At 38.2% G+C, this 19,857-nt stretch carries 19 protein-coding genes; 11 read left to right on the top strand and 8 right to left on the bottom strand.

Annotation, left to right across the window (positions count from 1 at the left end; genetic code table 11):
- Positions 1–305 precede the first annotated feature (305 nt).
- On the bottom strand, positions 306–1,385 hold the full coding sequence (gene gcvT / locus QF004_RS05290; protein ID WP_307423594.1) for a glycine cleavage system aminomethyltransferase GcvT: 1,080 nt from the start codon (positions 1,383–1,385) through the stop codon (positions 306–308).
- A gap of 251 nt (positions 1,386–1,636) precedes the next feature.
- Positions 1,637–2,149, bottom strand: a complete 513-nt coding sequence (idi, locus tag QF004_RS05285; protein ID WP_307423591.1) for an isopentenyl-diphosphate Delta-isomerase — start codon at positions 2,147–2,149, stop codon at positions 1,637–1,639.
- 245 nt (positions 2,150–2,394) lie between these two features.
- On the opposite strand from idi, the gene QF004_RS05280 reads away from it, so the two are divergent.
- Both QF004_RS05280 and QF004_RS05275 read left to right on the top strand, forming a co-directional pair.
- Positions 2,395–2,796, top strand: a complete 402-nt coding sequence (locus QF004_RS05280; RefSeq protein ID WP_133441020.1) for a phosphoheptose isomerase — start codon at positions 2,395–2,397, stop codon at positions 2,794–2,796.
- Positions 2,797–2,804: 8 nt separating this feature from the next.
- Positions 2,805–3,764 carry a D-2-hydroxyacid dehydrogenase gene (locus tag QF004_RS05275; RefSeq protein ID WP_133438472.1) on the top strand — a complete coding sequence of 320 codons (960 nt, stop codon included), beginning with the start codon at positions 2,805–2,807 and terminating at the stop codon, positions 3,762–3,764.
- Between the two features lie 68 nt (positions 3,765–3,832).
- Here QF004_RS05275 and mscL read toward each other — a convergent pair whose 3' ends face one another.
- Positions 3,833–4,204, bottom strand: coding sequence for a large conductance mechanosensitive channel protein MscL (gene mscL, locus QF004_RS05270; RefSeq protein ID WP_133438471.1), 372 nt, complete (start codon positions 4,202–4,204; stop codon positions 3,833–3,835).
- Between the two features lie 159 nt (positions 4,205–4,363).
- On the opposite strand from mscL, the gene QF004_RS05265 reads away from it, so the two are divergent.
- Positions 4,364–5,857: an NAD(P)H-hydrate dehydratase gene (locus QF004_RS05265; RefSeq protein ID WP_307423587.1), complete on the top strand. Its 1,494-nt coding sequence runs from the start codon at positions 4,364–4,366 to the stop codon at positions 5,855–5,857.
- A 224-nt stretch (positions 5,858–6,081) separates the two neighbouring features.
- Here the strand turns inward: QF004_RS05265 and lgt are convergent, their stop codons facing one another.
- Entirely contained in the window at positions 6,082–6,951 is an 870-nt protein-coding gene (gene lgt, locus QF004_RS05260) for a prolipoprotein diacylglyceryl transferase (protein WP_133438469.1), read from the bottom strand.
- 30 nt (positions 6,952–6,981) lie between these two features.
- Positions 6,982–7,221, bottom strand: coding sequence for a membrane protein insertion efficiency factor YidD (gene yidD, locus QF004_RS05255; RefSeq protein WP_133438468.1), 240 nt, complete (start codon positions 7,219–7,221; stop codon positions 6,982–6,984).
- A 135-nt stretch (positions 7,222–7,356) separates the two neighbouring features.
- Here yidD and QF004_RS05250 point away from each other — a divergent pair, with 135 nt between their 5' ends.
- A complete protein-coding gene (locus tag QF004_RS05250; RefSeq protein WP_307423583.1) occupies positions 7,357–8,634 on the top strand; it encodes a replication-associated recombination protein A in 1,278 nt (425 codons plus the stop codon).
- A gap of 26 nt (positions 8,635–8,660) precedes the next feature.
- Here the strand turns inward: QF004_RS05250 and pheA are convergent, their stop codons facing one another.
- Together pheA and QF004_RS05240 are read right to left on the bottom strand one after the other, a co-directional pair.
- Positions 8,661–9,500 (bottom strand): prephenate dehydratase, encoded by an 840-nt coding sequence (gene pheA / locus QF004_RS05245; protein ID WP_307423579.1) that lies wholly within the window; start codon positions 9,498–9,500, stop codon positions 8,661–8,663.
- Between the two features lie 94 nt (positions 9,501–9,594).
- Positions 9,595–10,011 (bottom strand): hypothetical protein, encoded by a 417-nt coding sequence (locus tag QF004_RS05240; RefSeq protein WP_307423576.1) that lies wholly within the window; start codon positions 10,009–10,011, stop codon positions 9,595–9,597.
- A 198-nt stretch (positions 10,012–10,209) separates the two neighbouring features.
- Here QF004_RS05240 and pepE point away from each other — a divergent pair, with 198 nt between their 5' ends.
- Complete coding sequence (gene pepE / locus QF004_RS05235) at positions 10,210–10,902, top strand: dipeptidase PepE (protein ID WP_307423573.1); 693 nt, start codon at positions 10,210–10,212, stop codon at positions 10,900–10,902.
- A 169-nt stretch (positions 10,903–11,071) separates the two neighbouring features.
- On the opposite strand, the gene QF004_RS05230 is transcribed toward pepE, so the two are convergent.
- On the bottom strand, positions 11,072–11,482 hold the full coding sequence (locus QF004_RS05230) for a thioesterase family protein (RefSeq protein ID WP_307423570.1): 411 nt from the start codon (positions 11,480–11,482) through the stop codon (positions 11,072–11,074).
- Positions 11,483–11,616: 134 nt separating this feature from the next.
- Between QF004_RS05230 and dnaA the strand changes: the two genes are divergently transcribed.
- The 6 genes from dnaA (at position 11,617) to polA (ending at position 19,767) form a co-directional block, all read left to right on the top strand.
- The gene (dnaA, locus tag QF004_RS05225; RefSeq protein WP_133438462.1) at positions 11,617–13,071 is read left to right on the top strand and encodes a chromosomal replication initiator protein DnaA; all 1,455 of its coding nucleotides are present in this window, start codon (positions 11,617–11,619) and stop codon (positions 13,069–13,071) included.
- Positions 13,072–13,155: 84 nt separating this feature from the next.
- Positions 13,156–13,638, top strand: a complete 483-nt coding sequence (locus tag QF004_RS05220; RefSeq protein ID WP_307423566.1) for a low molecular weight protein-tyrosine-phosphatase — start codon at positions 13,156–13,158, stop codon at positions 13,636–13,638.
- Between the two features lie 869 nt (positions 13,639–14,507).
- On the top strand, positions 14,508–15,731 hold the full coding sequence (locus QF004_RS05215) for a TCR/Tet family MFS transporter (RefSeq protein ID WP_307423564.1): 1,224 nt from the start codon (positions 14,508–14,510) through the stop codon (positions 15,729–15,731).
- A 94-nt stretch (positions 15,732–15,825) separates the two neighbouring features.
- Positions 15,826–16,149 (top strand): twin-arginine translocase TatA/TatE family subunit, encoded by a 324-nt coding sequence (locus QF004_RS05210; RefSeq protein WP_307423561.1) that lies wholly within the window; start codon positions 15,826–15,828, stop codon positions 16,147–16,149.
- A gap of 1 nt (position 16,150) precedes the next feature.
- Positions 16,151–16,738 (top strand): phosphatase PAP2 family protein, encoded by a 588-nt coding sequence (locus tag QF004_RS05205; RefSeq protein ID WP_307423558.1) that lies wholly within the window; start codon positions 16,151–16,153, stop codon positions 16,736–16,738.
- A gap of 197 nt (positions 16,739–16,935) precedes the next feature.
- Positions 16,936–19,767, top strand: a complete 2,832-nt coding sequence (gene polA, locus QF004_RS05200; RefSeq protein ID WP_307423556.1) for a DNA polymerase I — start codon at positions 16,936–16,938, stop codon at positions 19,765–19,767.
- Positions 19,768–19,857: the final 90 nt, after the last annotated feature.

Genomic DNA, 19,857 nt, shown 5'->3' with positions numbered 1-19,857 from the left:
TATGAAAAATGAGTGGCGTCGCTGAACACCGAATAGCAAAAAGGCCTAACATTTTTACGTGTTAGGCCTTTTTTCTATTCGGCATAATGTTATGCAACTACAAAATCTGGAACGCGCTGCAAAAGAAATACGCGTATCGGAAATAATTTTTGTTTTCAGCATCTCCCAAATTAAAATGGTCAGACTAATTCATTATTGAAAGTTCCTAATTACTTCTTGATGGACAAGCAATTTATAATTCAAATTAAAAATGAAAAAGCGACCGATTAAATCAGCCGCTTTTCTTTTTTTAAAATTTTAATTCTTTACACAAAAGGCGTTTTTACCACTTTCGCCGGAACATTCTTATTTCTGATCTGAATAAAAATATCCGAGCCTACTTTGTTGTGAGCGGTTGCCACGTACGCCAAACCGATTCCGATTCCTTTCATCGGGCTCATTGTTCCCGAAGTTACTTTTCCAATCTCATTTCCTTCTGCATCTACCACCAGATAATCGTGTCTTGGAATTGCTCTTTCCTGCATTTCAAAACCGACTAATTTTCTGGTAATCCCTTCTTCTTTTTGTTTTGCAAAACGCTCTTTGTCTACGAAATCTTTGTCGAATTTCGTAATCCAGCCCAATCCGGCTTCGAGCGGAGAAGTTGTATCGTCGATATCATTTCCGTATAAACAGAATCCTTTTTCCAAACGCAAAGTGTCTCTGGCAGCCAATCCGCACGGAAGAATTCCAAATTCTTCACCTGCTTCGATGATCGCGTCCCAAAGTTTTACGGCATCTTCATTTTTAAAATAAATTTCAAAACCGCCGCTGCCCGTATAACCTGTATTCGAAATAATCACGTCGGGAACTCCCGCCACCGTTCCCACCGTAAAGTGATAATAAGCTATTTCTGAAAGGTTCACGTCGGTTAATTTCTGCAAAGTTTCCGTGGCTTTTGGACCCTGAATTGCCAACAAAGACATTTCGTCCGAGGCATTGGTTAATTTTGCACCAAACTGCTCATTATATTTCGAAATATGCGCCCAGTCTTTATCGATATTAGAGGCATTTACGACCACGAAATATTTTTCATCAGCCATTTTGTACACGATCAAATCGTCCACAATTCCGCCGTTTCCGTTGGGCAAACACGTGTATTGCGCTTTCCCGTTTTCCAGGGTATCTACATTATTGGTGCCTACATATTGCAGAAGATCCTTTGCTTTAGGGCCTTCAACAAAAAACTGACCCATGTGTGAGACATCAAAAACGCCCACTTTTTCGCGAACCGCAAAATGTTCCTGCGTTACACCGGTATATTGCACCGGCATTTCAAAACCAGCAAAAGGGACCATTTTCGCGCCCAGCGACACATGTTTATCAAATAAAGGAGTTCTTTTCATATTTTATTTTATTAATTTCTTTTTAAAAGGAGCACCACGATTTATGTTTTTTAGAAAATCCGGTCCCGCTGTCCGCTGTATCCACTCACCACGGTCGTGGATTCGTGGGATGCCGCTTCCATCGGGGCTATAATTTATTTCAGTTTCTCTTATGAAGCGTTTTCGGCAGCCGGGTGGTTGAGTATTTGAGTGGTTGAGTTATTGTGTATTTGTATTTCAAATTCACCATTGACCATTCACTAATTCACCATCTACAACCGATCCTTATATTCCCCCAGAATAATCTTAAACCATTCAGTGAAATTTTCCGGATTCGACTGCATTTCCTGATCGAGTGCTTCCATTGTGATAAATCGAACTTCAGAAACTTCTTCTGCGTTCAAAGTAAAATCACCGTTATAAGTTCCGGTAAAAACATGGTCGAGTTCGTGTTCCCAGAGATTTCCGCCCACATCTGCTTTATAGATGAAATGAAATCTTGGAGTCAGGTCCATTCCTTCAATTCCCAATTCTTCTTTTAATCTGCGCTGTGCAGCTTCCAGATAGGTTTCATTCACTCTTGGGTGCGAGCAGACGGCATTCGTCCATTGATTGGGGGAGTGGTATTTTTCGGCGGCTCTTTTTTGCAAAAGGACTTCTCCCTGATTATTAAACAAAAAAACCGAAAAAGCCCGGTGTAAAATTCCGTTTTCGTGGGCCTGCATTTTATCCATTAATCCCAGAACTTCATCTTTTTCTGAGATTAAAACTACTTGTTCTTCCATCTTCACAAAATTAACATTAATAAATCTATTGGGAAAATTTTTAACCCCAAATTAACCTTCACAAATGGGGAAGTGCTATGATCCATTTTAGCTGAGTTTTTTGAAAATATAAATTTTCAGCTGAGTTTTTTATTGCTTTAGGAGGCTGTTGCCAAAAGAAAAGGCCGGGCTGCATAATGATTACGAATATTTAATAGGCTGTGAATCAATGAAATTTTGTAATTTTGCCCCTTAAATTTTTGATGATGGAACTGGAATATAAAAATCATTTGAGCCCAATGCTGAAAGGAGAGATGAAGAATTATTTAATTGATATCGATGGTACGGTTACCGATGATATTCCCAATGAAGAACCGGAAAGAATGATTACCGCCGAACCTTATCCGGATGCGTTGGAAACCATTAACAGATGGTACGGTCAAGGTCACATTATATGTTTCTTCACTTCCAGAACCGAAAATTTAAAACAGATTACCATCGACTGGCTCGATAAACACGGTTTCAAATATCACAGTGTTTTGTGTGGGAAACCACGCGGTGGAAATTACCACTGGATTGACAATCATATTGTAAAGGCAACAAGGTATAAAGGCAAGTTTACGGATATGGTAGAAAAAACAGAAACGATTGAAGTTTTTAACGATTAATAAATAGGATGAAGATATTAGCAAATGACGGTTTGGATCAGTCCGGAATTGATGCCCTGACAGAAAAAGGTTTTGAAGTAATTGTCTCTAAAGTTCCACAGGAATTTTTAGCAGATTTTATCAATGCGCATGAGATCAGAACCTTGTTGGTCCGCAGTGCAACCACAGTTAGAAAAGAATTAATTGATGCGTGCCCAAGCCTGGATATCATTGGTCGCGGTGGTGTCGGTATGGATAATATCGATGTTGATTATGCGCGCTCGAAAAATATTCATGTAATCAATACACCGGCAGCTTCGTCAGCGTCTGTGGCAGAATTGGTTTTTGCGCATTTGTTCAGTGGGGCAAGATTTTTACAGGATTCGAATCGAAAAATGCCTTTGGTTGGCGACACGCAATTTAATCAGTTAAAAAAATCATACGGGAAGGGAATTGAACTTCGCGGTAAAACCATTGGCATTGTGGGGATGGGAAGAATCGGCCAGGAGGTTGCCAGAATTGCTTTAGGACTTGGAATGCGTGTTGTAGCCGCTGACAATAATATCGGAAGAGCCAGCATTAAAGTTAAATTTTATAATAATCAGTTCATCAATGTTGATATCGAAACGGAACCGTTGGAAGATGTTTTGAAACACGCGGATTTTTTAACTCTTCACGTTCCGGCTCAAAAAGGCGGCAGCATGATTGGGGTAGAAGAAATAAATAAAATGAAAGACGGCGCGGTGATTGTGAATTGCAGCAGAGGTGGAGTGGTCGATGAGCACGCTCTTATCGGTGCTTTAAATTCAGGAAAAATTGCTTTCGCAGGATTAGATGTTTTCACGAATGAACCAACGCCTTCAAAAGAAATTCTGAACCATCCCAAAATTTCTCTGAGTCCGCACACAGGAGCATCTACCGTAGAAGCGCAGGACCGGATAGGGCTTTCTCTTGCCGAACAGATTTGCAGTATTTTACAGACTTATTAAGTGAGAAAAATAGACAAATAAAAAAGACGCATCAATCCATGCGTCTTTTTTATTAACAGCGAATACTATTATTTATTTTTTAGCAAATCTCTGATTTCTGCAAGTAACTGTTCTTGAGTAGGGCCGGCTGGAGCTGTTGCCGGAGCCGGTTTTTGCATTTTGTTGGCGCCTTTAATGATCAGGAACAAAACAATTGCAATACATAAAAAACTGATGACCGCCGACAGGAAATTTCCGTAAGTAACGCCATTCCAAGCCAGTTTTGAAATATTTTCTGCGCCAGCCGCTTTCAGTGCGGGATTCAGTAACAAGGGCGTAATTACATCTTCAACCAATGAAGAAACAATTTTCCCAAAAGCAGCTCCGATAATTACTGCGACTGCCAGATCTAATACATTTCCTTTAAATGCAAACTCTTTAAATTCCTGAACCATTCCCATAATTGTACGTTTTAATTGTTTAATAAGTAAAAATAAAGAATTATTTTAAAAAATGCGTGTTTAATTAGGAAAAAATGTTATTATTCTAAAAATATTGAGTAAAATGATGGTGTACTGAATATTTTAAGTAATTTTAGATAATGAAAATAATTCTTTAAAATGAAAATTTTTTCAGCCCCACAAATCAAAAAATGGGATTCGTTCAGCATTGAAAATCAAAGAATCTCTTCTCTGCAATTAATGGAAAGAGCGGCGCAGTCTTGTGTGAAATGGTTTCTCGAGAATTTTGAAAGTAAGTGTTCGTTCGCGGTTTTTTGCGGCTTCGGAAATAATGGCGGCGATGGTTTTGCGATTGCGAGATTATTGTATAGCAAAGGTTTTGATGTTACTGTTTTTACCGGAAAGAATGAAAAGTTTTCGGAAGATGCTTTGATTAATTTTCAACGGTGCAATGATATTTCAGGAATTGAAATTCTGGATTTCGAAAAGGTCGGCAGTTTTGTCTTTAAAGACAATTCGGTCCTCATCGATGCGCTTTTCGGAATCGGGCTCAATCGAAATGTCGAAGGAGAAATCGCCGGTTTGATTGAGTTTTTAAATAAACTGCCTTTCCCCGGTATTTCAATCGATATTCCTTCCGGTTTAATGGCTGATGAAATGATCAGTGAAAATGCAGTTGTTTTTAAAGCAGATGAAACTTTGACATTTCAAACCTGGAAGAAATCAATGCTGCATCCGGAAACCGGAATTTTCTGTGGGAACATTCACCTGATGGATATTTTTTTGAGCGACGAATTTACTTCTCAAGAAGAAACGGATGATTTTGTCATTGGCGAGAAATTGATTCACAAAGTTTATAAAATGAGAAATGAATTTTCGCATAAAGGAACTTACGGAAAAACAACCATCGCAGCGGGAAGTTTCGGCAAGATAGGAGCGGCCGTTTTAGCCACCAAAGCCGCCCTGAAATCGGGAAGTGGATTAACCTTTACACTGGCGCCAAAATGCGGTTATGAAATCCTGCAAACTAATTGCCCGGAAGCAATGTTTATTGATGGAGGTGAAAATAAGGTTGTTAATTTTGATTTTGAAGAAAATTCTGTAATCGGAATCGGTCCGGGTTTAGGAACTGATTCTGATACGCAAATTTCTTTTTTAAATTTTTTAGTTCGTATTTCAAAGCCCTTGGTTATCGATGCAGATGCTTTAAATATACTATCTAAAAATCCGGATGCTATAAAATTGATTCCTAAAAAGTCAATCATTACTCCACATCCAAAAGAATTCGAGCGCCTTTTCGGAAAGACTGAAAACTCATTTGAACGGTTGAAACTAGCCCGACAGAAAGCAAAGAACCTGCAAATCTATATTGTTCTGAAAGATCATCATACTCAAATAATTACCCCAGAAAATAAAGTGTACTATAATATAACCGGCAATTCGGGCATGGCAAAAGGCGGAAGCGGTGATGCTTTGCTGGGGATGATCACTTCTCTTTCAGCCCAAAATTACACACCGGAAAATGCGGCGGTTTTTGGAGTTTGGCTTCACGGTAAAGCCGGTGATTTTGCTGCGGAAAAATTTTCAAAAGAAGCAATGCTGGCTTCAGATTTAATTGCGGAAATCGGAACGGTGTTTAACTATCTCAATTGAAAAATCCTTCCAATAAATTGAAAGGATTGATTTAAAAAAATGCTAAAAAAAGCTAGATGTATATCTGTCTTTAATCATCATCATAATTTTTTAACGCAAAGACGCAAAACTTCATTTACAAACAGGCTGTTTTTCTCACTTTTTTAAGGCGCAAAGGCGTTACACTTAACAACGGCGCTGAATGAAATTTTTTTCTGCTACTAAATACGTATATACATTAAAAACTATTCCGGTTTTTCATTCTGTTCTTCGGTAATCACATTGTTTTTCGAATACCACATAATCACGAAACCAGCGATCATAAACGGAATTGAAAGTACCTGTCCCGTATTTAATCCGGCGATGTGAATAAATTCGTCACCTTGAGGTTCTTTCAGAAATTCTACGAAAAAGCGAATGGCCCAAAGGAGAATAAAGAAAAGTCCAAAAAGCCAACCTTGATGGTATTTTTTTCTGGTGTACCGGTATAAAATCCACAATAAGATGAAAAGCAGGAAATAGCCGGCTGCTTCAAACAGTTGCGTTGGATACCGAGGAACAATCGCTCCGTATTCAGAACTTTGCTGTGGGAATAAAATGGCGAACGGTGAGTTTTCCGGTGCCGGTTTTCCGATGATTTCAGAATTGAAAAAGTTTCCCATTCTTACGAAAGCACCGCCCAGAGCAACAGGAATCCCGATTCTATCATACACCCAGAAAGGGTTCTTTTTGATGATTTTAATACTGTAATATAACGTTGTGAAAATCAAAGCGATGGTCGCTCCATGACTTGCCAATCCGGAAAATCCTGTAAATTCAAGATGAGGTTTTGTACGGATCGGTAAAAAAACCGACCAGAAATCTTGTTTAAAAAGTTCAGGCTGATAAAAAATAACATGTCCCAATCTTGCTCCCAATATGGTTCCAATTAAAGTCCAGGTAAAAAGAGGTTCTACATATTTTAGGTTGACATTGTCGATTTTGTAGATTTTGGTCATCAGCATATAGCCTAAACCAAAAGCCAAAATAAACATTAAACTGTAGTAATGAAGGGTAACCGGCCCTAAAGGAATTCCTGTGGACGGATCCCAGGTCGAGTATAAAAAAGTCAGCATATTATTGAATTCAAAAATTTAAAATGATAATTAATGTTTGCATTTTGGTGGAACAGGATCATGACCTTCTCCGCCCCAAGGGTGACATCTTGCAATCCTTTTTGTGCCTAACCATAAGCCTTTAACCGGGCCGTGAACTTTCAGCGCTTCTACCATATAGTGAGAGCAGGTGGGTTCGTAACGACAGTTTTTTGGCAATAACGGAGAGATGAACCACTGATAAATTTTTATCAGGACAACCAAAGGAAATGTGATGATTTTGTTGAACATTGCCTTGCAAAAATAGCGAAATAGTTTAAATTTGCTTTAAGTTTGTGGTGAAAGTTGCTAATCTACATGTTGTTTATTTTTCCGCTCTTTAATTTGACCACGAACATATTCTTTAAACCGCTCAATTTTTAAACCTTGAACTCTAATTCTCCACTTGCCGAAAAACTGCGACCAAAAACTTTAGATCAGGTTTTGGGGCAGGAGCATTTGACCGGAAAAAACGGACCGATTCGTAAAATGTTGGAGAATGACACTTTGAATTCTCTCATCTTTTGGGGACCGCCAGGAACGGGTAAAACAACTTTAGCAGAAATTATTTCCGAAACCTCGGGTCGGAAATTTTATAAGCTTTCAGCGGTTTCAAGTGGGGTGAAAGATATTCGGGAAATCATCGATGAAGCCAAAAAGCAGAATCTTTTTTCAGGAAAATCACCGATTCTGTTCATTGATGAAATTCACAGGTTCAACAAATCGCAACAGGATTCTCTGCTTCACGCTGTGGAAAAAGGGTGGGTGGTTTTGATGGGCGCGACAACTGAAAATCCGAGTTTTGAAGTGGTTTCAGCTTTGCTTTCCCGGTCGCAGGTTTATATTTTAAAAGCATTAGGATATGAGAAATTAGAAGAGCTCATCGATATTTCTTTGCACAAATACAACCAGGATTCCCATACCGATTTCATTATTAAAGATAACGAAGCGCTCATTAAATATTCCGGTGGTGATGCCCGAAAGTTGATTAATGCCGTGGAAAATGTGCTCAATCAATTCAAAAACTCTGAGAAGAAAGAAATTGACAATGAAGATGTCCTTTCGGTTTTACAGGAAACCATGGCGCTTTATGATAAAAATGGGGAGCAACACTACGACATTATTTCTGCGTTCATTAAATCGATGCGCGGCTCTGACCCGAATGGCGCGGTGTACTGGTTGGCGAGAATGTTGGTGGGTGGAGAAGATATCAAATTCATTGCCCGAAGAATGTTGATTTTGGCTTCAGAAGATATCGGTCTGGCAAATCCAAATGCCTTGGTGATGGCGAACAATTGTTTTCAGGCAATCAATGTGATCGGAAATCCCGAGGCCAGAATAATTTTGAGTCAAACTGCAGTTTATCTGGCGGTTTCGCCAAAAAGCAATTCAACTTATGTTGCCATCAATGATGCGATTTCTATGGTTAAAAAAACAGGGAACCTTCCCGTTCCCTTGCATTTAAGAAACGCTCCGACGAAATTAATGAAAGATTTGGACTACGGAAAAGATTATGGTTACGCCCATTCTTACGAAGGTAATTTTGTCGATCTGGAATTTCTCCCTGAAGAATTAAAAGGATCCTCATTTTACAAACCCGGAAATAATTCCACCGAAAATAAAATTGCTGACCAGCTCAAAAAGAAATGGAAAGATAAGTATTGATTGAACTTATTTAGATTTTCAGACAATTAGCTTTCAAGCAGATATTCATTGTAATGTCCCAGAAATTTCACGGTTGCCCCGATTGATTCTAATTCTTCCAATGCATTTTTTGATAAAACAGGATGCCATTCATTGGCGATATTCATGAAGAAAAAATAATTCCCAAGACCTGTTTTCAACGTTCGGCTTTCGATTTTTGAAAGGTTCATTTGTCGCCAGGCGAAAACAGAAAGCACTTGATGCAATCCGCCGGCATGATCTTCGGGAAGTGTTATTAATAAAGAAGTTTTCTCGGAAGTTTTGGGTAAACCAAGTTGGAGCAAGTCTTCTTTTTTTGAAATTACGATAAACTTGGTATGATTCTGTTCGAAATCCTGAATGTTGGAATGGAGAATTTTTAAACCGTATAATTTCGCCGCATAAGAATTCGCAATTGCTGCCCATTTTTCCTGAGGATTTTCTGCGACCAATTTTGCCGCTGCTGCAGTAGAACTGAAATCACGGGTTTCCATATTTTTAAAATGGTCATGGCGGAAATGAAAAGTCTGAGCCAACGCCTGAGGATGAGAAATGATGGTTTCAAAATTCTCGTTTTCAGGATGAATCATCATTTGATGGGCAATTGGCATGATGACTTCTGTTTCTATATAAATTCCATCGAAATCATAGAGATAATCCAAGGTCATCGAAACCGTTCCTTCAATCGAGTTTTCTAAAGGAACGACCGCTTTATCGACTTCGCCATTGATCACCGCATTGAAGCAGTCTAAAATACTGGATTGCGGAATTAGTAATTTTTCGGGAAAAATTTGAGAACATGCCAGTTGTGTAAAACTTGCGTGCGGACCAAGGAATGCGATTTTCATTCAACAAAAATAAAAAAGCCATTCGAATAGAACGGCTATATTGAAATTATTTTGAAAATTTATTTCCGGTGCTGCTTATAAAGGCAGTTTATGATCAGTTCATCTGTGCGGGTGAAACGGTGATTTCCGGCATTGCATAAATGTGGGATTTCGCGCGCAGTGCTACAATTTTCCTGATGTAGTTTAAATCTTTTGCTTCTTCAATCGACATGTCTTTGAATTCATAGATTTTCACGACTTTATTATCATTAAAAGATTTGGTAACGCTTTTCAGCTCTTCTTCATTTTTTACGGAGACACTTGTAATCAAAGGGCCTGCCATGTGGTTTACCGGTGCTTTAGAAGTCCCGAAGAGTCTTTTCCAGAAATTGTTTTTCACTTCCGGAGCATTGTCTTTGTCGGTTCTGTAGATGATATAATCCTGGTTTTTGATGCCTGATTTTTCTATTCCTGCAGAAACTTCTTTGATGTTTTCCTGACTTGGGAAAAGGCCAACAATCGTGTAATTCATGATAAAGTGTTTTTGTTGTTAAATTCTATGCAAATATACTTTGTAATTATTTATTAAAATCACATTATAAATAAATTAACAGAAATTTGATAAAAATCAGGAATAATATTATTAATATGATAATTTAATTGGTGGTTGATTTTTAAACTATTTTCATTTCATTATCTTTGTGCCCGGTAACCAAAAAAAATTATTGATATGAATATCCTGCTGGCATCGACTTCTACGCTCTTTGGTGGAAATTATCTGGAATACATTAAGTCAGAAATTGCGGAACTTTTTACGGGGATTGATGAAATTGTTTTTATTCCGTTTGCAAGACCAGGCGGGATTTCACATGATGAGTATACCGAGATTGCGAAAAAGTTTTTTGCAGAGCTTAATATAAAAGTGAAAGGGCTGCATGAATTTGAAAATCAAATTGCGGCGGTGAATGAAGCTAAAGGATTTTTTGCCGGCGGCGGAAATACTTTTTTATTGGTAAAAACTTTGCATGAAAAGAATTTGATGCAGGCGGCAAAAGAAAATGTAGAAAGCGGAAAACCTTATTTGGGAACAAGTGCCGGATCGAATATTGGAGGCCTCAATATGAAAACGACAAACGATATGCCCATTGTTTATCCTCCAAGTTTTGAATGCATGGGTCTGGTTCCTTTTAATATAAATCCTCATTATCTGGATCCGAATCCGGATTTGAAACATAATGGCGAAACCCGCGAAACCCGGCTCAAAGAATTTTTAACTCAAAATAATACCAAAGTCATCGGTCTCCGGGAAGGAAACTGGATTCGAAGGATTGGGAACCGGATTACCGTTGAAGGAAATGAAATGACCAGGATTTTTGAAAAAGATAAAGAACCGTACGAAATTGAATCCGGATCTGAACTGTAATTTTTTATAACAGCGGCCGTCTCAAAATATTTGTATTGAATTTTACCGTATTCTTACCAAAGTTTGCAATTTTTTTTGAATAATGTAATTCCTGAACGAAGTCGAAAATTAGCCATCGAATCTTTGCGGAAAGGCTTTTGTTTTTCTTTTAAATAGATTATTTTAGCGTTTAATCTTTCCAATTTTTTTCAATAAGTTCCATTAAAAAATCGGGACATTTTATCACCTTGTTTTTTTTCGAATCCAGGAAAAATAAAGTCGTTTTTGCCTCCGTAATTTTCTCTTTAGAATCATTATAAATTTCATATTCAAAATCGATTCTGACGCGCGGTATTTTTTTTATAAAAGTATGGATTTCGAGATTTTGATCATACAAGGCTGGTTTTAAATACTTAATGGAAAATTGGGAGACGGGTAACCAGATTCCACGGTCTTCAATCTCATTATATGGCATCCCGAGTTCCCGAAAAAGTTCTACTCTGGCTACTTCAAAATAGGTAGCGTAATTGCCATAATAGACGTATTTCATAGGGTCTGTTTCGGCGTAACGCACTCTTAATGTGTGTGTTGTGTGTATCATCTTAAGTATTCAATTAGACATACAAATATATTTTTAATTAATCAATAGTACAAAGATTTTTTTTTGACAATTAAAAATTACATCTTTGTCTTCCCGTCAAAATTAACAAGCGAAGGAAAAATTGCAGCAAGAAAATGGATGAAAATTTAACTATAATTTGGGAGAAATGTCTTACGTTTATGAGGGACAACCTCAACGCAGCGGAAGACAATACCGACCTAAAAAAACTCGAGAATTCTTTTGATTTACTGTTTGATAATGTACAGCCTGTATCATTAATCAGCAATAATCTGACCTTGTTGGTTCCGAGTGATTTTTACAAAGAATATATAGAGGATAATTATCTTTCACTGCTTTCTGCAGCGCTGAAAAAAAACATTGGTAAAGGAGTGAAACTTTGGTATTCGGTGATGGAAAATAAACCGACAGGCCAGGAGAAACCGATTACTATGAACATGAAAGGGAAAAGTGTTCCGACTCCAAAAATGCAGGAAACTTTGCCGCCGTCATTCTCCGCGAACGTCATCAACCCGTTTGTCATTCCGGGAATGAAGAAAATTAATATTGATTCTAACCTGAAAGCTGATTTTTCATTTGACAATTATGTAGAAGGAGAAAGTAATAAGTTTGCTTCGACGGTAGCAAAATCAATTGCTAAAAGACCGGGTGCAACTGCTTTTAATCCATTGTTTTTGTACGGAGGTTACGGTGTTGGGAAAACTCACTTAGGGCATGCCGTTGGTTTAGAAGTTAAAAATGCTTTTCCTGAAAAAGTGGTTCTTTATTTATCATCCGAGAAATTTATCCAGCAGTTTGTCTCTGCAGCGAAAGCGCACAAGCAGACAGAATTTGCTAATTTTTATCAAATGGTTGATGTGTTGATCATTGATGATATTCAGTTTCTTTCAGGGAAAAAATCGACTCAGGACAGTTTCTTCCACATTTTCGATTATCTGCACCAAAACGGAAAACAGATTATCTTAACCTCAGATAAAGCACCGGTTGATATTCTGGATATTCAGGACCGTATTGTTTCTAGATTTAAATGGGGGCTTTCAGCGGAAATTAAATCTCCTGATTTCGATACCAGACGTAAAATCATCGTTGATAAATTAAGCCGTGACGGAATTGTTTTGACAGAAGATATGCTCGATTTCCTTGCATCAGAAGTAAAAACAAACGTCCGTGAACTGATCGGAGTTATCAATTCTGTAATTGCCTATTCTACGATTTATAAATCTGAATTATCTTTAGAACTTCTAAAAGAAACGATTAATAAAATCGCTGCCAATCAGAAAAAAGTCATCAATATTCCTTACATTCAGGAAGTTGTCTGTGAATATTTCGGAATTGAAAGAGAGCAGTTGTTGTCGAAAACCCGTAAAAGAGAAATTGCGTTGCCAAGGCAGTTAGCGATGTATTTTGCAAAAGAGTTCACGAATGCTACGTTTAATAAAATTGGTGAAGAAATGGGCGGAAAAGACCATTCAACCGTCATGTACGCTTGTGACACCATTAAAGATGTTTCAAAAATAGACAAAGAAATTAAGAAATACGTAAAAGAATTAACTGAAAAAATTAAACAGTAATTTTTATTACCGCCATTATCTAAAAGGAGTTTTTTTAAAAATTCCTTTTTTTATTTTGTATTTTGCATTTTTAATAAAAGTTACATGAAAATTTTAATGGTCTGCCTGGGCAATATCTGCAGAAGTCCTTTAGCGGAAGGGATCCTGCAGTCGAAACTTCCTGAAGGCTTTATCGTAGATTCTGCCGGCACGATTGATATGCATGAAGGTAAAAGTCCAGATTACCGCTCTATCCAAACCGCTCACAACTATCATGTTGATATTTCTCAACAGAAATCAAGGCCTTTTACAACCAAAGATTTTGAAGAATTTGACCATATTTACTGTATGGACCAAAATAATTTAACTGATGTTTTATCATTAGCAAAATCAGATTACCAACGAAATAAAGTTTCTTTAATTTTAGACAACAGTCAGGAAGTTCCGGATCCTTACTGGAGTGAAATGGCAGAGTTCGATCAGGTTTATCGGCTTTTAGATAAGGCGTGCGAAAGAATTGCTTCTGATTTGAAGAGCCAAGAGAAAGAGCCATGTAAAAAGAGCCAAGTAAAAAGTAACAGGAGGTAATTTAAAAAAAATATTTATTATTCGGTTATTCAAATAATCAAAATACTCAACAATTCGAATCCTCAACCACCCCAAAAACCAATCCCTTAACCATACTCTTCCTAATTCGTGCTTACATATCAGGAAACTAACCGATGTTCTGAGGGTGATCCGGATGCATTTGAGCGCGTTTATCAATTGCTGGATAAGGCGCCCACTTGGTTGGTTTTTTACTAAAGTTTTGTTACATTTTTTCATGGGTTTTCTTGGAGAACCACGGTTTAGTAATTTGGCAGCATTTACTAGATGAACACCCTGTTTTGCGATATTTACATAAGTCGCCATCCATTCCAGCGTCCCAATTTTGCAAACGCTGCATTTGGTAATATCAATGCCGTATTTCATGGCAGCTAAAACCGCAACCGGAAACTTTAGAAACAATTCTAAACATTTATTCGAAGATCATATTTTTCCCGCAATTTACAGAGCCCCGTTCCACCGCGCTGCAATCCGTGCATCCATAAAAAACAAAACCTTTTTCTCTCCCTAAGAAATTAGTCTCGGAATATAAACGTTAAGGAACGTATTCTTGAATATCGGCATAGTCATAACGATCAATTCGCTCGAAACTTTGAAAAGTGAAATCGAAGATTACACCAGTTTTATTTATTACATAGTTTAAAAATAATCTTACAGAATATTTTAATGTTGGATTTCCCCAAGATTACACTGATTAATACCTACAACCGGTATGAGAAGAAATGAAACGCCTTTGCGTTAAATATTTCTCCACTGTCAGGACGATTTTAATCTATCAGCGAAGCGGTCTGTTATCTTTTATCTTTATTCTATAAAAAAAAACCTCACAAAAAACTATCTTTACACCCGCAATGAAAAAAAACCAAAAATCAGCCGCCATAGGTTTCATTTTCGTCACGCTGTTAATCGATATTACGGGGTGGGGAATCGTGATTCCTGTCGTCCCGAAACTGATTCAGGAATTGGTTGGTACAACAGATTTAAGCGTTGCTTCCCGCTACGGAGGCTGGCTCAGTTTTGCCTATGCAGGAATGCAGTTTATCTTCGCATCCGTTTTAGGAGGTTTGAGTGACAAATACGGCAGAAGACCAATCATCCTTTTTTCGTTATTGGGATTCTCCCTGAATTTTTTCATCCAGGCAATTGCTCCCACGATTTTCTGGCTTTTTGTAGGAAGAATTTTCTCTGGAGTTACCGGTGCGAGTATTACCACGGCAAGTGCTTATATCGCCGATATTTCGAATGATGAAGACCGGGCAAAAAACTTTGGCGTAATCGGTGCAGCCTTTGGTTTAGGATTTATAATCGGTCCAGTGATCGGAGGGTTTCTGGGGCAATATGGGGCGCGGGTTCCTTTCTACGCTGCTTCGGTTTTATGTTTGGTCAACTTCCTTTATGGCTGGTTTATTCTTCCGGAAAGTCTCGACAAAGTACATCGGCGGCCTTTCAACTGGAAACGGGCAAACCCCGTTGGTTCCCTGCTGCAATTGAAGAAACATCCGGAAATTTTGGGATTGATTTCAACTTTGGTTCTCGTGTATATTGCCGGACATGCCGTACAAACGAACTGGACTTTCTTTACCATGTACAAATTCGGCTGGAGCGAGAAACTGGTCGGTCTTTCCTTAGGATTTGTCGGTTTGATGGCGGCTTTGGTTCAGGGTTATCTAATCCGGCTGATACAGCCCAAACTCGGTAATGAAAGAACCATTGTGTACGGACTGGCACTTTATACAGTAGGTCTGGTTCTCTTCGCTTTCGCCAGTGAAAGTTGGATGATGTTTGCCTTTCTGGTGCCGTATGGTTTAGGTGGAATTGCCGGACCTGCACTACAATCGGTAATATCAGCCCAAGTTCCAAAGAATGAACAGGGCGAACTGCAAGGTGCTTTGGCTAGTTTAATCAGTTTTACTGCGATTATCGGTCCGCCATTAATGACGAATATTTTTTATTACTTTACCCACGATTCTGCACCTTTTATATTTCCCGGAGCACCCTTTTTCCTTGGATTTATATTAATGACAGTGAGTGTTGTTTTGGTCAACCGCCTTTTTCCCAGAAAGAAAAAATTTTAGCTGCCGGATCTTATTATTTTTTTCGCTATAATTTTAAGAATAATTTAATTTTAAAAATGAAAAACGATACCATAATCTTTTGTAATTTTACGCCATGGAATTAAGTATAGGTGAAATGCTCATGATTGCCCTAGCAATTGTTGTCTTGTTTGGTCCTAATAAATTGCCGCAGATTGCACGCGATTTAGGGGAAGGAGTACGCAAAATGCGTGGCGCCATGGAAGATGTAAAAACTGAAATACTGAAAGAAACAGACAATCCTGTCTCGGAAATCAAAAGAGAAATCGACAAAGTGAAACAGGCAGCAATGGACTTTAATCCTTTGACTGAACTGGATAAAGAGGCTCTTGCCAGAAGAGACGAGCCGAAAGTCAATCTTGCCGATAATGATACCCACGAGGGACCAGTAAGCCGCTAATATGCAGGAAATTATTCAGAAAGACCAATCCATTTTTCTTTTTCTCAATAATATGGGAAGTGAGTCTTTTGATCAATTATGGCTCATGATCTCAGCAACGTGGATTTGGATTCCGCTCTATGTTATTTTTCTTTACCTTTTATTTAAAAACTTCAAATTCCGGAATATCGTTTTTATTCTGATTTTCATTGCTTTGGGAGTTACCGTTTCCGATCAGTTGGCGGGTATTTTCAAAACTGGAATCGGCCGCTTACGACCGTGTCACGATCCTGCACTCACCGGAATAATGCGTTCTGTACAATGTGGCGGACAATATGGATTTTATTCCAGCCATGCTGCCAATACCTTTTTTATCGCCACTTTTATGACTTTGCTTTTGAACAAAAAATACCGGTTCTTTCCTTATATTTTGTTTTCCTGGGCAATTATTGTGTCTTACAGCCGAATTTATCTGGGCGTACATTTTCCGTTAGATGTTTTGATGGGAGCTTTGATGGGCTTTTTTACAGGAGGGTTTTTCGCCACTTTAGCCTTAAAGGTAATCCACAAGCAGAACAGGTCAAATTCTACAACTTCCGTTTTGGAATAGTTTTCATTAAAATTTATTTTTAATAAACCTCCAAGTTCGCCGGAAATCGTAATGAACTTAATTTTTTAACGGTTAATTTTCCGTAGTACATTCTTAAATTTTCAAATTTTGGAATTGCGGAAATTATTAGTGCAATATTCCTGTTTGATCATTCTCATTTCTTCGGCCACTCCTATCTTTTTTATATCTTTGCTTCTATGTCAGAAAATAACGATAAACGTCTCTTCCTCATCGATGCATTTGCGATGATTTTCCGTGGATATTATGCTTTAATCAGAAGTCCCCGGGTAACAAGTACCGGTATTGATACTTCCGCAATTTTTGGTTTTACCAACTCTTTAATCGAATTGATCCGCAGAGAAAAACCAACACATCTCGCAGTGGTTTTCGATGTCGGACAAGCCAGTGTGAGAACCGCTGATTTTGCTGATTATAAAGCCCACAGAAGCGAAACTCCTGAAGCGATAAAATTAGCGATACCTTATATTCACCGTATTTTAAAGGCAATGCATGTTCCGATTTTGGGTCTGGAAGGTTATGAAGCCGACGATGTTATCGGAACGATTGCGTGCAAAGCCGAAAAAGAGGGTTACCAGATTTTTATGGTAACGCCCGATAAAGATTTTGCCCAATTGGTCACTGAAAATGTCAAAATTTATAAGCCAGGATTAAAAGGGGCTGAATTTGAAATTTTGGGGATTGAAGAAGTTAAAATGAAATATGAAATCGAAGATCCCAAACAGGTTATCGATTTTCTAGCAATGATGGGCGACGCCGTGGATAATATTCCCGGTTTGGAAGGAGTCGGCGAAAAAACGGCCAAGAAATTTCTGAAAGAATACGGCAGCATCGAAAACCTTTTAGCCAACACGGCAGATTTAAAAGGGAAAATGAAAGAAAAAGTGGAGAATTCTGCCGAACGGGGAATACTTTCCAAAAAATTGGCGACCATTATTTGTGATGTGCCCATTGAGTTTCATCAGGAACAATATGATTTAGATACGCCGGATTTCGAAAAAGTAAAAGAGGTTTTTGATGAAATTGAATTTCGACGTTTATACGAAAATCTGTATCGTGCTTTCGCTCCGACAAATGAAAGTGCAAAATCTAATGTGAAACCATCCCTTTCAAATCCTCAACCTACAAAGGGTGGCGACCAATCCATGCAGCTGGATTTGTTTGCAAACTTTGAAGAATTAGATCAGGCAACAACAACCAAAGGAAGCGTTTTTGATAACGATCATCTTTATCAGTACATCGATTCCCAAAAAGCGCAGCATATTTTAGCTCAAAATTTAATGACGAAAAAAGCGGTTTCGTTCCTTATAGAAACCACTTCATCAGACGAAATGGAAGCCGAACTGATCGGAATGAGTTTTTCCTACCAAGACGGATTGGCGTATTATATTCCGTTATCAGAAAATAGGGACGAAGTTGTAGAAACCTTAGAAATTTTCCGCCCGTTTTTTGAGAAGCAGGATATATTGAAAATCGGTCACAACATAAAATTTGATTACAAAGTTTTAAAAAGATACGGCATTGCTGTTGAAGGATTGCTCTTCGACACGATGATTGCGCATTATTTACTCAGTCCGGACGGTCGGCATGTTTTAGAGTATCTTTCCGAAATGTACCTTAATTACAAACCAATTTCAATTGAATCTTTAATTGGTAAAAAAGGAAAAAATCAGGTAACGTTCCGGTCGCTTACCATTGAAGAACAGACAAAATATGCTGCCGAAGATGCCGACATCAGTTGGAGGTTGCACGGCGTTTTCGCGCCACAACTTCAGAAAGAAAATCTCGAAGATCTATTTTTCAAGGTAGAAATGCCTTTAATGAAAGTTCTGGCCAAGATGGAACTGGAAGGAATTGCCCTAGATAAAAAATGGTTGGCGCAGGAAAGTATCGATTTAGAAAATGATTTGCGGAATCTTGAGAAAACGATTTTTGAACTTTCGGGGGAAGAATTTAATATGAATTCGCCGAAACAGTTGGGCGAAGTTTTATTTGAAAAAATGCAGCTCGATCCCAAGGCCAAGAAAACGAAATCCGGTCAGTATGCCACTTCCGAAGATATTTTGCAGAAATTATCTTCAAAGCACGAAATCATTAAACACATTTTAGAATACCGGACCTATCAAAAATTAAAATCCACTTACGTCGATGCTTTGCCTCTTCAAATCGATAAAACAGACCATCGCGTTCATACCAATTTTTCTCAGACTACAGCTGCAACAGGGCGTTTGGCCAGTGTAAATCCGAATCTGCAGAATATTCCGATCCGGACTTTGCGAGGTCAGCAGATTCGTGGTGCTTTTGTCGCCAATCCGGGAAATAAGATTATTGCGGCGGATTATTCTCAAATCGAACTGCGCTTAATTGCCGCAATTTCGGAAGAAGAAAATATGATTAAAGCCTTTCAAAATGGCGAAGATATTCATGCTTCCACGGCCTCTAAATTATTTGGGGTTCCTTTGGAAGAAGTAACCAAAACCCAGCGTTCACAGGCAAAAACCGTTAATTTCGGTATTCTTTATGGTCAAGGAGCTTTCGGATTAGCGGAACAAACCGGTCTTTCAAGAAAGGAAGCGAAAGAAATGATTGAGTCTTATTTTGAAACCTATCCAAAGTTGAAAAAGTACATGGCGGATCAAGTAGTGAAAGCGCAGCAAATGGGTTATGTTGAAACTATTCTGCACCGTAAAAGACATCTTAAAGACATCAATTCTGCCAACTTTGTCGTAAAAGCGCATGCCGAAAGAAACGCCGTAAATGCACCAATTCAGGGAAGTGCAGCTGATGTTATTAAACTGGCAATGATTAAAATTGACCAGAAACTGACCGAAAAGAATTTAAAGACGAAAATGCTTTTGCAGGTTCATGATGAACTCGTTTTTGAAGCACCGGAAGAAGAACTGGAAACCGTAACCGCCTTAATTAAAAAAGAAATGGAATCCGCTTACGAAACGACGGTTCCTTTATTAGTCGAAGTTGGAGTAGGAGATAACTGGCTGGAAGCGCATTAGAATTTGAATTTTTAATGCCTACAAACTGGATTTAATTTAAGCAGTCGTTTGGTAAATCAGTGGAATAAGAAGTTCAATTAATTTTAAATG

It is taken from the genome of Chryseobacterium sp. MDT2-18, assembly GCF_030815285.1.
GTDB classification, from domain to species: Bacteria; Bacteroidota; Bacteroidia; order Flavobacteriales; family Weeksellaceae; genus Kaistella; species Kaistella salivictor.
Note: the sequence above shows the minus strand (reverse complement) of the source record. Positions and strands in the feature narration are given on the sequence as shown.

Bases quoted from the DNA above. Each gene is read 5' to 3' on its own strand.
- pheA (WP_307423579.1), bottom strand. From the start codon at position 9,500: ATGAAAATCGCATTCCTTGGTCCGCACGCAAGTTTTACACAACTGGCA.
- idi (WP_307423591.1), bottom strand. From the start codon at position 2,149: ATGGAAGAACAAGTAGTTTTAATCTCAGAAAAAGATGAAGTTCTGGGA.
- lgt (WP_133438469.1), bottom strand. From the start codon at position 6,951: ATGCTGACTTTTTTATACTCGACCTGGGATCCGTCCACAGGAATTCCT.
- polA (WP_307423556.1), top strand. From the start codon at position 16,936: ATGTCAGAAAATAACGATAAACGTCTCTTCCTCATCGATGCATTTGCG.
- dnaA (WP_133438462.1), top strand. From the start codon at position 11,617: ATGGATGAAAATTTAACTATAATTTGGGAGAAATGTCTTACGTTTATG.
- pepE (WP_307423573.1), top strand. From the start codon at position 10,210: ATGAATATCCTGCTGGCATCGACTTCTACGCTCTTTGGTGGAAATTAT.
- QF004_RS05230 (WP_307423570.1), bottom strand. From the start codon at position 11,482: ATGATACACACAACACACACATTAAGAGTGCGTTACGCCGAAACAGAC.
- QF004_RS05265 (WP_307423587.1), top strand. From the start codon at position 4,364: ATGAAAATTTTTTCAGCCCCACAAATCAAAAAATGGGATTCGTTCAGC.
- QF004_RS05205 (WP_307423558.1), top strand. From the start codon at position 16,151: ATGCAGGAAATTATTCAGAAAGACCAATCCATTTTTCTTTTTCTCAAT.
- QF004_RS05210 (WP_307423561.1), top strand. From the start codon at position 15,826: ATGGAATTAAGTATAGGTGAAATGCTCATGATTGCCCTAGCAATTGTT.
- mscL (WP_133438471.1), bottom strand. From the start codon at position 4,204: ATGGGAATGGTTCAGGAATTTAAAGAGTTTGCATTTAAAGGAAATGTA.
- QF004_RS05275 (WP_133438472.1), top strand. From the start codon at position 2,805: ATGAAGATATTAGCAAATGACGGTTTGGATCAGTCCGGAATTGATGCC.
- gcvT (WP_307423594.1), bottom strand. From the start codon at position 1,385: ATGAAAAGAACTCCTTTATTTGATAAACATGTGTCGCTGGGCGCGAAA.
- yidD (WP_133438468.1), bottom strand. From the start codon at position 7,221: ATGTTCAACAAAATCATCACATTTCCTTTGGTTGTCCTGATAAAAATT.
- QF004_RS05280 (WP_133441020.1), top strand. From the start codon at position 2,395: ATGGAACTGGAATATAAAAATCATTTGAGCCCAATGCTGAAAGGAGAG.
- QF004_RS05240 (WP_307423576.1), bottom strand. From the start codon at position 10,011: ATGAATTACACGATTGTTGGCCTTTTCCCAAGTCAGGAAAACATCAAA.
- QF004_RS05215 (WP_307423564.1), top strand. From the start codon at position 14,508: ATGAAAAAAAACCAAAAATCAGCCGCCATAGGTTTCATTTTCGTCACG.
- QF004_RS05220 (WP_307423566.1), top strand. From the start codon at position 13,156: ATGAAAATTTTAATGGTCTGCCTGGGCAATATCTGCAGAAGTCCTTTA.